Origin of the sequence: Neorhizobium huautlense, assembly GCF_002968575.1 — a bacterium.
Classification (GTDB): domain Bacteria; phylum Pseudomonadota; class Alphaproteobacteria; order Rhizobiales; family Rhizobiaceae; genus Neorhizobium; species Neorhizobium huautlense.
Map to the genome: position 1 here is coordinate 1 of NZ_PVBM01000032.1, position 13211 is coordinate 13211.

The window sequence follows — 13211 nt, forward strand, 5'->3', positions numbered from 1 at the left end:
AAACCCAGGCGCCAGGCCGGGAGAACTACGGGCCTGACGACCTCAACTGCTCCAACCGCCCGGTGCGGACCCGCATGCCGGGTGGTGTGGGAGGGGCGGAGCCAATAGGCTCCCCCCTATCCCGATTTTGAGGGCTATTTCGCCGGCAGATACGCTTCCGCGAGTTCTACCCAGAAGCTTGTCCCGATCGGCAGCGCGTCATCATTGAAGTCGAACTGGGGATGATGCAACGGCGGGTCGTTGTCGGTCCGTTTGGTACCCAGCAGGAAATAGCTGCCCGGGCGCTCCTTCAGCATGAACCCGAAATCCTCGCTGCCCATCGATGTCCTTTGCAGATCTTCGACATTCTGTTCTCCGAGGATCTGTTTTGCCAGTTCGCGGACAAAGTCGGTTTCGGCCTTGTGGTTGATCGTCGCGTCGTAACCACGCTCGTAATCGATGGTGACGGTCATGCCGAAGCTTGCAGCCTGGCCTTCGGCTATCATGCGGACACGTTCCTCCAGTCTCTCGCGCACCGCAGGGTCATAGGACCGGATCGTAAGCCGCATCTCGGCGCGTTCCGGAATCACGTTGCTCGCCATACCACCACGAAAAGATCCGACGGTGATTACCACCGGGTCGAGCGGATGGATATTCCGGGAGGCGATTGTCTGGAGAGCCATGATGATGCTTGCACCGCAGACGATCGGATCGGATGTCGATTGAGGTTCCGCGCCGTGGCCGCCCCGCCCGTTGATGACGATAAGGCATTCGTCGGCAGCGGCCAGTATCGGTCCTTCCTTCACAACGATCTTTCCGAACGGCAAAGTAGGGTCGTTGTGAAGGCCGAACACTGCATCGCAGGGGAAGCGATCGAACAAGCCGTCCTCGATCATCAATTTTGCGCCGGCCAAATTTTCCTCTGCCGGTTGAAAAATCAAATGGATCGTACCGTCGAAATTCCTTCGTTCAGCGAGAATCCTGGCCGCGCCGAGCAGCATGGCCGTGTGGCCGTCATGCCCGCAGGCGTGCATCAGGCCCTTGTTCCTGCTGGCGTATTCGGCGCCTGTCTCTTCTTCGATCGGCAAGGCGTCGATATCCGCGCGGATACCGACCGACCGATTGCCTGTGCCGTTTTTCAAGGTCGCTACAAGCCCGGTCTTGGCGAGGCCGCGCGTGACTTCGTAGCCGAACTCCGTGAGCTGCCGGGCCACGAAATCGGACGTGTTGAACTCCGAAAGTCCCAGTTCCGGATGCTGATGAAGATAGCGGCGGGTTGCCACCACCTCGGCCATATAGTTTGAAAATTGTACCGTCATCGCAAAAACTGCCTTCGCTAGTTTGTCTGCGGGAGTTGAAAACCTTCCGCTCCACCATGGATAGCAGCGCCGCCGTACGGAGGTAACCCAGTTCCTGATCAAATTTCGTGTGGGCGGCCCGTGGTCGTCGCCGAAGGTGAATCTCCCGTCTTATCAAGGCCCTGCTGTTGTTCAGCTTTCATTCAGGCTTGCGCCATTAGAGGCGTTGATGTGTTAATCCGCCAGAAGCGGGCAATAGATTTTGGTCAGTTATTTGCAATATCGTTACTGCCCTCTATTTCCCCTCTTCGCGAATTTGCGTCGGGCCAGTCACCATAATCAAAATGATGACTGGCGCTTCCAATGCAGGCCGAGTAAGGCGAGGCCGACGAACCCTTAAAGTTTTCTCACCCAGAAGCCGTGTCCATGTCCTTTCAGAATCCGCAGCCAGCTTCCTCGCGCGATACCGAAGCCAAGCAGATCGATCATAACGATTCGATCCGTTCGACTTATTTCAACATAGATGCGTTGAGGGAGTGCGGCGAAAAGCTCGGCAAGGAGGGCACTTCCAGCCTACCCGGTTTCCTGGAGTTCGACTTCTTCAAGCGCCATCAGGAGAACGAGAAGGAAATCTTCCGGGTCTACCGCGCAACCGCTGCGGATGTGGATGCCGGGGCGTCGATCACGCCCGCCGCCGAGTGGCTTCTCGACAATTATTACATTGTCGAGGAAGCGATCCAGGAAGTCCGCCGCGACTTCCCCAAAAAGTTCTATCGGCAGCTTCCGACCATGACGGTCGCGGGGCAGGAAATTCCCCGCGTGCTCGCGGTGGCATGGCTCTATGTCGCCCACACCCACAGCAGCGTTTCACAGGACGCTCTGGCTGCCATGGTCGACGGATTCCAGGTCGAAGAGCCGCTCGAGATCGGTGAACTCTGGGCTCTGCCGTCTTTTATCCGCTTCGTTCTGATCGAAAACCTTCGTCGTATCGCCACCCGCGTCGACCGTTCCCGCAACATGCGCCGTCGTGCGAACGATGTAGCCGACGAAGTCATTAGGCTGAACGACGAAGCCGCCAGTGCGGATGTGCTCAAGAGCATTGAGGCGCTCACCAGCGACAACACGTTCATCACCCAGTTTCTTTATCGTCTGCGCAATGCCTCCCAGACCTCAGGTTTTGCGGTAACCTGGCTGGAGCAGCGGCTCGAGCAGGCCGGCACCGATGTCGAAGAGGTGATGCTCGCCGAACAGAACCGGCTTTCGTCCGGCAATGTGACGATGGGCAATATCATCAAGAGCCTGCGTCACATCGATGACACGGAGTGGAGCGTCTGGTTCGAAGAAGTTTCGCAGATCGACAAGATCTTCCGAGACCGCACGGATTACGAAGCCCTCGATTTCGGTTCGCGAAACGCCTACCGCAACCGTATCGAACAGATCGCCCGCCGCTCCCGCAGGAGCGAAAGCGAGGTCGCCAATGCGGCCATCAGCCTTGCAGAGCAAGCAGCCGGGGAAAGCGACGATCCACGCGAAAGCAATATCGGCGCCTTCATCGTCGGACGCCGGCGCAGGGAACTGGAAGCTGCAGTCGGTTACAAGCCGCTTATCGTGCAGCAGACGGTCCGTCTTGTTCGACGGCTCAACTGGTTCGCAATTGCGGGTCCGGTCATATTCCTGACCGTGCTGGCGATGGCAATTGCCGGCTGGTTCCTCGTCCAGGCGAATATGCCGCTGCCGGTCGTGTTCTTCTTTCTGCTGATGTTCGCCCTCCCTGCTTCGGAAGGTGCAACCGGCCTGTTCAATACACTGGTGACCTATGTGGTCCGTCCGGCACGCCTCGTCGGGTATGAATTCAAAGAAGGCATCCCGGACGACGCCAGAACGCTCGTCGCGGTGCCGTGCCTGATTACCGACCGCGACACGGTCGATGAACTCATACGGAACCTCGAAGTCCACTATCTCGCCAATCCCCGTGGCGAAATCTATTTCGCGTTGCTGAGCGACTGGCGTGACAGCAAGCTCGAAGAGACGGACGCGGATCTGGAAATCCTCGATTATGCCAAGCGCGAGATTGCGGCACTCAGCGCCAAGTATGCTCATGACGGCAAGACGCGCTTCTATCTCCTGCATCGGCGTCGCCTCTTCAATCCGAACGAAGGCGCGTGGATGGGCTGGGAGCGCAAGCGCGGAAAGCTGCATGAACTGAACCTGCTGCTTCGGGGTGATCAGGATACGACCTATCTGCCGGGCGCCAACATGGTCCCCTCGGACGTCCAGTACGTCATGACACTCGACGCCGATACGCGTCTGATGCGGGATGCGGTGACGAAACTTGTCGGCAAAATGCATCATCCCATCAACCGTCCGGTGCTCGATCCGAAGAGCAACCGTGTGATTCATGGCTATGGGCTGATGCAACCGCGCGTCACGCCATCGCTGACGACCGGTAAGGAGGCATCCGTCTTCCAGCGCGTCTTCTCTGTCGGCCGAGGGCTGGATCCCTATGTCTTCACGGTGTCCGACGTTTATCAGGATTTGACCGGCGAGGGCACGTTTACCGGTAAAGGCCTCTATCATGTCGATGCTTTCGAAGCATCGCTCAAAGGCCGGATCGACGAAAATTCCGTCCTTTCGCACGATCTCCTGGAAGGCTCTTTTGCCCGCTGCGCCCTCATCACCGACATCGAACTGGTCGAGGATTTCCCGGTTCGGTACGAGGTCGAGGTTTCCCGTCAGCATCGCTGGGCCCGGGGCGACTGGCAGTTGCTTCCCTATATTCTCGATCCGACGCGCGGCGTGACTGCACTCGGCCGCTGGAAAATGATCGACAATCTGCGCCGCTCGCTCACCCCGATCGCCTGGTTTTTCGCATCCGTTCTCGGCTGGTACTTCATGGATCCGCTCGGCGCGCTGATCTGGCAGATCCTGCTGATTTTCCTCCTCTTCGTGGCGCCGACACTCTCTCTGGTGACAGGTCTGCTTCCGCGCTCGACCGATATCGTGCCTGGTGCGCATTTCTATTCGCTCTGGTCGGATATGCGTTCGGCAAACGCGCAGGTCGCACTTCGCGTCGTCTTCATTGCCGATACCGCCTGCATCATGACGGACGCGATCGCGCGCTCGCTCTACCGGTTGTTCTTCAGCCGCAAGCTGATGCTGGAATGGCGTACGGCCGCATCGATCCAGTCGAGTGCCCAAGGCAGCCCGCAGGACTATTATCGCGCGATGTGGCATGCGCCCACGATTGCCGTTCTGAGCATCATCCTTTCGGCTCTGCCCGGCGACAACGCGTTTCTGGTGGGCATTCCTTTCGCCGTGCTCTGGATCTTTTCTCCGCTCGTTGCGTGGTATGTAAGCCAGTCGGCGGAAACGGAAGATCGCCTTTTCGTTCCGGATACGGTCTCCGTTGAACTACGCAAGATCGCTCGCCGCACCTGGCGGTATTTCGAGACCTTTGTAACGCTCGAGCAGAACTACCTGCCGCCGGACAATTTCCAGGAACGCCCGGATCCAATCATCGCTAAGCGCACCTCGCCCACCAATATCGGGGTCTACTTGCTGTCGACGATCTCGGCGCGCCATTTCGGCTGGATCAGCTTCACGGATACGATCGAGCGTCTCGAGCAGACGATCTCGACGATCGAAAAAATGGAGAAATTCCGTGGGCATCTGTACAACTGGTATCATAGCGATACGCTGAAGCCGCTTGGCCAACCCTACATCTCGGCAGTCGACAGCGGCAATCTTGCCGGTCATCTAATTGCGATTTCATCCGCCTGCCGCATGTGGGCCGAAGCGCCGTCAGCCCACCTGCAGGGCAATCTCGATGGTATCGGCGATGTCGCCGGCATCCTCGCCGAAACGTTGACCGCTCTGCCCGATGACCGCAAGACAGTGCGCCCGTTGCGCCGCCGGCTTGAGGAGCGCATCGCCGGCTTCGGAAACGCGCTTGCCGCCGTCAAGCGGGAGCACGAGTTTGCATCGATCCGCATCATCAACCTGACGGTTCTGGCGCGTGAGATCCAGAAACTGGCGACCAATCTCGATCATGAGGTTCGTTCGGTTCAGAGTGACGAGGTAACCCGCTGGTCGGCATCCCTAGTCAACGTCTGCGAAGCGCATATCGCCGACAACGTCTTTGATAATTCCAATATGGAGTCGCTGCGCGGGCGGCTGGCTGCGTTGAGGGACCGTGCCCGGACGATCGCGTTCTCGATGGACTTCAGCTTCCTATTCCGCAAGGAACGCCGGCTGCTTTCGATCGGTTATCGTGTCGACAGCAACGAATTGGACGAAGCCTGTTATGACTTGCTGGCGTCCGAATGCCGCCTGACCAGCCTGTTTGCGATCGCCAAGGGCGACCTGCCGACGGAGCACTGGTATCGCCTGGGTCGTCAGGTCGTGCCGATCGGTGCGCAGGGCGCCCTGGTATCCTGGTCGGGTTCGATGTTCGAATATCTGATGCCGCCGCTCGTCATGCAGGAGCGACAAGGGGGCATCCTGAACCAGACCAACAATCTCGTGGTCAAGGAGCAGATGAACCACGGCAAGCGGCTCGGCACGCCATGGGGCATTTCGGAAGCCGCCTTTAATGCCCGCGACCATTTGTTCAACTATCAGTACACGAATTTCGGTGTGCCAACGCTCGGCCTGAAGCGTGGCCTCGGCCAGAACGCCGTCATAGCCCCCTATGCCTCGATCCTCGCCAGTCAGTATGATCCGATCTCGGCTGCCGAGAACCTGGCGGAGCTGCGCTCCCTCGGCGCGCTCGGCATGTTCGGCTTCCACGACGCCGTCGACTTCACCCCGACCCGTGTTCCGGAGGGGCAGCGTTGCGCGGTGGTTTACAACTACTACGCACACCATCACGGCATGTCGATCGCAGCGATCGCCAACGTGGTGATGAATGGCCTGCTGCGCGAATTCTTCCACTCCGATCCGGTAATCGAGGCAGCCGAACTCCTTCTGCAGGAAAAGGCTCCGCGCGACATCCCGGTCATGAGTGCAAAGCACGAGGAGACGCCTGGCAAGGGTCAGGGCGAACTGCTGCGTCCGGAAATCCGCACGATCACCAATCCGGCGACCAAGGACCGCGAACTCGTTCTTCTGTCGAATGGCCATTATTCGGTGATGCTCACTGCGACCGGATCCGGCTATTCCCGCTGGAACGGCATGTCGGTCGCCCGGTGGAAGCCGGATCCCACGGAGGATCGATGGGGCCAGTTCCTGTTCCTTCGCGACACGGCGACCGGCGAATGGTGGTCGGCGACCTCCGAGCCTCGTCGTGTGGAAGGCGAGACGACCAAAGCTATCTTCAGCGACGAGCGCGCCGAGTTCCACAAAACCGTTGGCGACTTCACCAGCACGGTGGAGTGCATCGTCGCGACCGAGCACGATGCGGAGGGTCGTCGCCTGACCCTGCTGAATATGGGTACGGAGGATCGCTTCATCGAAGTCACCTCCTATATGGAGCCCGTGCTGGCTCCGGAAGATGACGACAATGCCCACCCCGTCTTTTCGCGGATGTTTGTCCGTACCGAGATCGGCAAACGCGGCGATGTGATCCGGGCGTGGCGCAACAAGCGAAACCCCGGCGATCCCGACATGGTGATTGCGCATCTTGCTGCCGACAACGCAGGGTCTGCACGGCCCACGGAGTTCGAGACCGACAGACGGAAGTTCCTCGGCCGTGGTCGCACGCTTGCGGAAGCGGCCGCCTTCGACCCCGGCGCGACGCTTTCCGGAACGGACGGCTTTACGCTCGACCCGATCCTGTCGCTGCGCCGCGTCGTGAGGGTACCGGCGGGCAAGAAGGTGAGCGTCATCTTCTGGACGATTGCCGCTCCCAAACGCGAGGAACTCGACCAGGCGATCGAGCGGTACCGTCATCCGGACGCTTTCCAGGCGGAACTGACGCAGGCTTGGACCCGTACGCAGGTGCAGATGCGTCATCTCGGCGTGTCGTCCCAGGATGCCGCGGCATTCCAGCATCTGGCGCGTTACCTGATCTATCCGGATATGCAGCTCCGGGCGGACCAGGCGACGATTCAGGCTTCAATGCAGCCGCAATCGTCTCTGTGGCCTTCGGCGATTTCGGGCGATTTCCCGATCTTTACGCTGCGTATCAACGACGATGCTGATATGGCGGTCGCGAAGGAGGCGATGAGCGCTCAGGAATATCTGCGTTCGCGTGGGGTCATCTCGGATCTGGTGATCTTCAACGAGCGCGCAGCCTCCTATGCGCAGGAAATGCAGCACGCGATCGAGTATCTGTCGGAGAATGCCCGTCGTCTCGGTCAGCAGGAAGGGCAGCGTCAGCATGTCTTCTCCCTTCGCCGCGACATCCTGGACGAGACGGCGTCGGAAGGTCTTGTAGCCGCATCGCGCGTCGTTCTGCATGCGCGCAACGGCAAGATCAGTGACCAGCTCAACCGGACAGCATCCATTTTCGCACCCGCCAAGGATCAGGTAATCGAGATAGACCGGCGTCCGCTGCTGAACGGCGAAGTCTTCCAGCCGCCCGCTGAGGCGGAAGCACCTGCCGACCTTGAGTTCTGGAACGGATATGGCGGCTTCTCAAAGGACGGCGGCGAATATGTCGTGCGCCTCAGGGGCGGGCAGGCAACCCCGCAGCCGTGGATCAACGTGATCTCGAACGAGAAGTTCGGTTTCCATGTGTCGGCGGAAGGGGCGGGCTTCACCTGGGCTCGGAACTCTCGCGACTACCAGCTTACGCCGTGGAGCAACGATCCGGTCATCAATCGGCCAGGCGAGGCCTTCTACGTCTGCGACCAGGACAGCGGCACCGTATCGACCCCCTTCGCGGCTCTGTCGCGCAAGCCGGAAATAAAATTCGAAGCCCGGCACGGGCTCGGCTATTCGGTGTTCGCATCAGAAGATAACGGTTTGAAACTCGAGCTGACGCAGACGGTTGACCGCACGCGCCCGGCAAAACTCACGTCGTTCTTCCTCCGCAATATCGGTTCCGAAGTTCGCAGGCTGCGCGTGTACGGATATGCGGAATGGCTGCTGGGTAGCAATCCTGCCCGGACCATCCCGTTCATTCTGTCTACCCGCGACGAGGAAGCGGGCACGCTCTTCGCCACGAATCCTTACAGCATCGATCATCGCCGCTTTGCTTTCATGGCTATGCGGGAGATGCCATCCGGCTTTACGACAAGCCGGCGCGAATTCATCGGCCGCTTCGGTTCGGTACAGCTGCCTGCGGCAGTCGTGTCCGCTTCCGCTCTTAGCGGTTCTCTCGATCTTGATGGCGATCCGTGCGCGGCACTCGCCTATGACATCGAGTTGGCGCCCGGCGAAGAGAAGAGGATAACCTTCTTCCTGGGCGATGCCGAGACCCAGGAAGACGCTGGGGCGCTTGTCGCCGAGCTGCGGGCAGAGGATTTCGAAACGGTTCTCGACGCAAATCGCGAGTTTTGGAGAGGATTTACCGGTCGCCTGAAGATTTCCACGCCGGACAAGTCTCTCGATAACCTGGTCAACCACTGGCTTCCATATCAGGCGCTCGGTTGCCGCATCATGGCGCGCACCGCCTTCTATCAGTCGTCCGGAGCTTATGGCTTCCGCGACCAACTGCAGGACACTTTGGCCTTCCTGGTTCAGGAGCCGTCGCTGGCGCGGCATCAAATCCTTCACGCCGCGTCGCGCCAATTCCACGAAGGCGACGTGCAACATTGGTGGTTGCCGAATTCCGGCGCCGGTGTCCGCACGATGATTTCGGACGACGTGGTCTGGCTCGCCTATGCGGCGCATCAATACGTCTCGGCGACAGGCGACAAATCGCTGCTGGATGAGCCGGTTGCTTTTCTCGAGGGTCCTGTTCTCGAAAAACACAAGCACGACTCGTTCTTCAAACCGGAGATATCCTCAGAAACGGCTACCGTTTACGAGCATGCCGCCAAGGCACTCGATATTGCCGTTGCCCGCACCGGGGAAAAAGGCCTGCCTTTGATCCTCGGCGGCGACTGGAACGACGGCATGAACCGTGTCGGTATAGGCGGCCGCGGTATGAGCGTCTGGCTAGGCTGGTTCCTTGCAAGTGCCTTGCGGAGCTTCCTGCCATACGCTTCCGAGCGAAACGACCAACCGCGTGTCGAAAGCTGGACGGCGCATCTGGAGACTCTGAAGCAGGCGCTGGAGAAAGCGGGCTGGGACGGGAGCTATTACCGCCGCGGTTACTTCGACGACGGTTCTCCGCTTGGCTCGATTTCGAGCGACGAATGCCGGATCGATTCGCTTGCACAGTCCTGGAGCGTGCTTTCGGGCGAAGGCGATCCCGAGCGGGGGAGCCAAGCGATGAACGCCGTTCTGGAAAAGCTCGTTGACGAGCAGGCAGGGATTATCCGTCTCTTCACCCCGCCTTTCCAGGAAACGCGCAAAGATCCCGGCTATATCCGCGCCTATCCGCCCGGCGTCCGCGAAAACGGCGGTCAGTATACGCATGCGGCGATCTGGGTGGTGCTGGCTCTTGCTGCTTTGAAGCGGGGAGACGACGCCTGGAAATGCTTCCAGATCCTCAATCCGATCAATCACGCGCTCAGCCGTGAGGCGGCTGATACCTATCGCGTGGAGCCCTATGTGGTTGCCGCCGACGTCTATGGGCACGGCTCCTATACCGGCCGAGGCGGCTGGAGCTGGTATACGGGTTCCGCCGGCTGGCTTTATCGTGCGGCAGTCGAAGGCATTCTCGGCATCCGGCGCCAAGGCGACCGGTTGTTCGTGAATCCCGTGCTACCGGCAGGCTGGAACGGCTTCACTGCTGAAATCACCATTGATGAAGTCGCGCACAAGATCGCGGTGGAAAGTGGCAAAGTCACCATCAATGGGCAGTCCGTCAGCGAGGGAGAAGGGTTCCTCCTCAAGACGTCGTCGACACGAGTAACTGAGTTCACCAACTGAGATCAGGTCACGGTGAGAAAAAAAAGCCCGCCGCCATGGAAATGGCGGCGGGCTTTTTCGCGTGGTCCGCTTCGGTTCAGGCCGTTTGCGGCAGCGGCCCTTCGGGCTGTTTCTCATCTTCGTCGTTCAGAATACCGCTGGCCTTGAGAAGCGAAGCAAAACGGCCACCGCTCTGGCTGAGCTCGTCATAGGTGCCCATCTCGATGATCCGGCCATTGTCGAGGAAGATCACCTTGTTGGCATCGCGAACGGTCGAGAGCCGGTGGGCGATAATAAAGGTGGTACGGTCCTGGCGCAGCCTGTCTATCGCGGCCTTCACACGGGCTTCCGTCTCCACATCCAATGCACTGGTGGCCTCGTCGAGTACGAGGATAGGTGCGTTCTTGAGGATGGCGCGGGCAATGGCGATTCGTTGACGTTCGCCGCCCGAGAGGCGATTGCCACGCTCCCCGACCGGGGTCTCGTACCCGACCAACCGGCTTTCGATGAACTCTGTCGCCGCCGCTGCTTCGGCCGCTCTCGCGATATCCTCTTCGGTGGCGCCCTCGCGCCCGAGGCGAATATTCTCGCTGATCGAACGGTTCAACAGTCCCGCGTCCTGGAATACGGTGGCAATGGATTGGCGGAGCGATTTGCGCGTGATCTTGCTGATATCGGTGCCGTCGATGAGGATCTTGCCCTCCTGGGGATCGTAGACCCGCTGCAGGAGGTTGATAAGGGTCGTCTTGCCGGCACCTGTCGGGCCGACGATCGCAACTGTCTCCCCGGCATTTGCGGTGAAGGAGATGTTGTGGACGCCCTGGCTCGTGCTGGCGAAGCCGAAGGAGACGTTTCGAAATTCCACCTCGCCCCGAACGTCAGACAGCTCGCCGGCATCGACCGGTTCGGCGCGCTCCTCGACTGAATCCTCAAGCGCGAAGAAGTCTTCGAGCTTGGCCCGTGCTTCAAAAATCTGTGTGGCGAACTGGCGCAGAAGATCGAGGCGCCCGATGAGAAGATTTGCAAAGCCGATAAAGGCGACGACGTCCCCGACACGCAGTTCGCCCTGTTGGACAAGCACGGTGCCGATCACGAGAATAACGCCCATCGATACTGTCGAGGCCGTACGATTCAGAGCGCTGGCAAGGGCCCACCAATCGAGCACCGGATATTGGGCGGCGAGCAGGTCCTTCGTGTAGTTCTTTAGTGCCTTGGTTTCAGCCTCGATCCGGTTGTAGCTATGCAGCACCGAGACGTTGCTGATGGCGTCGCTCACATGTGAAAAGACTGTGTGGTAGTGGCTTTCAACAGAGGCTTGCCCTTCCTTGGTGCGGTTCATCACCGTCACACCGATGATCCAGTAGAGGATGCTCAGCACCAGAAGGACGAGGCTCAGTCTCCAGTCCATGGAGATGGCTGTCGGAACCAGGAGAACCAAAGCGACTGCCGTGGCAAGATGCGTGCGCATGAATTCGAGCCATAAACCGAACAGGCTTTCGGCGGCACGCAGCAGGGTGTGCAGAGCATTCGACGTACCGCGTTGGCTGTGCCACGCGAGCGGCATGGAGATGATTCGCCCGAAGGCCTCAGTCAGCAAGGATGCGCGGCGTCCATGGGCGAGCCGGTCGGCTTCCCTTGCAACAAGCACATAGGCGATTGTATTGAAAACGCCAAATCCAGCCCAGAGCATCAACACAGGGGTAACGTTGCCACCTGAGGAAATGGCATCAATGATTCGGCCGAAAAGGATCGGCTCTGCGATGGTAATGATCGCGAGCACGATATTGGCGACGACCACTGCGGTAACCCGCCATTTGTTCTTCGCCAGATATTTCAGTGCTCGGGCATAAACCTGGAACAGCGTCAACGAATACCACCTCATTCATATGGAGCCGCAACTGCGTCGTGCTTGGTACTTAAAGATCGGAAACGGCAATTCCGCGACGAAGCGGGCGATTAACAGCCCTTCTGCCAGAAATGTTCCTTATACGGCAAGCCTTTGTAAAGCTGGCTTCTGGGCTGACCTCGAAGTAACTCTTTTCAAGCCGTCAAGAGGCTAAATTTTGCGGTATACCTTCAACGAATGATAACTATGCTAGTCAACTATGGCCCGGGGAATTAACTGAAATTTCACGCAAACAAAAGACGCAGATGGGCATTGCGGGGGCAGTCTTGAACATTCAGCTGATCATACAGCTCCTGGTATTGGCAGGTGAGACCAAGGCGGAGGCTGAGTTGACGGCCCAGCTTGAATCCCTGCTGGCGGCCTATGGCTTTGAATACTATGGCGTACTGATACAGCCTCGACTCAACGAAAATCCCATGGACCTGCTGCTGGCAGGCCGCTGGCCCAACGGTTGGCCGCAGGTGTATGTTACCCGCAGATATGTTCTCATCGATCCAACCATCCGGATGTTGAGTATCGCGCAAAGGCCGTTCCGCTGGCGCGACGCACTTTTTACGCTCAGGAACGATCCGCACCGGCAGCGCATGCAACGAATGATGCAGGAAGGAATTCGCTACGGTCTGCAGGACGGTTATATCTTTCCGGTCTATGGTCGCAACGGGCTTCTGGGAACGATGACGGTCGGTGGCCGGCCCGTCGATCTTTCGCCTGCCGAGATGGCGCTGTTCGATGCGGCTGCGAAAAAGGTCTTCTGGCGCTTTATGGAGATGCGGGGTGAGGCTGCAGCGCTTGAGGCCGCAGCCCAAGTCGACACGCAGCTTACGCGCCGAGAGATGGAAGTCGTCGGATTGCTTGCGGAGGGCTTGACCTCCAACGAAATCGCAAAGTCGCTGGAGATATCCAGCCATACCGTCGACTGGTATATCAACGGTTTGCAGGAGAAGCTGCGGGCAAAGAACCGTCAGCATGTCGTTGCCTCTGCCTTCCGTATGGGATTGGTGACTTGAGCAACCGCCGATGACCGAATTATGACAATAATTTAGCGCCAGGCTTCCAGGGAAATTGCACTGAGGCGATTAAGGCGATATGGGTTCTTCGCAGTGCAGCATTTCGATGGCGCCTGGGGA

The 13211-nt window shown here is 59.0% G+C and carries 4 protein-coding genes; 2 read left to right on the forward strand and 2 right to left on the reverse strand.

All coding sequences use genetic code 11. The features are described 5' to 3' along the window. Positions 1-134: 134 nt before the first annotated feature. Complete coding sequence (locus C5L12_RS24320) at positions 135-1298, reverse strand: M20 aminoacylase family protein (protein WP_245423014.1); 1164 nt, start codon at positions 1296-1298, stop codon at positions 135-137. A 405-nt stretch (positions 1299-1703) separates the two neighbouring features. Between C5L12_RS24320 and C5L12_RS24325 the strand changes: the two genes are divergently transcribed. Then, positions 1704-10199, forward strand: coding sequence for a glycoside hydrolase family 94 protein (locus tag C5L12_RS24325; protein WP_105374643.1), 8496 nt, complete (start codon positions 1704-1706; stop codon positions 10197-10199). A gap of 76 nt (positions 10200-10275) precedes the next feature. Here C5L12_RS24325 and C5L12_RS24330 read toward each other — a convergent pair whose 3' ends face one another. Beyond that, positions 10276-12045, reverse strand: a complete 1770-nt coding sequence (locus C5L12_RS24330; protein ID WP_105374644.1) for a glucan ABC transporter ATP-binding protein/ permease — start codon at positions 12043-12045, stop codon at positions 10276-10278. A 305-nt stretch (positions 12046-12350) separates the two neighbouring features. On the opposite strand from C5L12_RS24330, the gene C5L12_RS24335 reads away from it, so the two are divergent. Continuing rightward, positions 12351-13091 carry a LuxR family transcriptional regulator gene (locus C5L12_RS24335; protein WP_105374669.1) on the forward strand — a complete coding sequence of 247 codons (741 nt, stop codon included), beginning with the start codon at positions 12351-12353 and terminating at the stop codon, positions 13089-13091. Positions 13092-13211 lie beyond the last annotated feature (120 nt).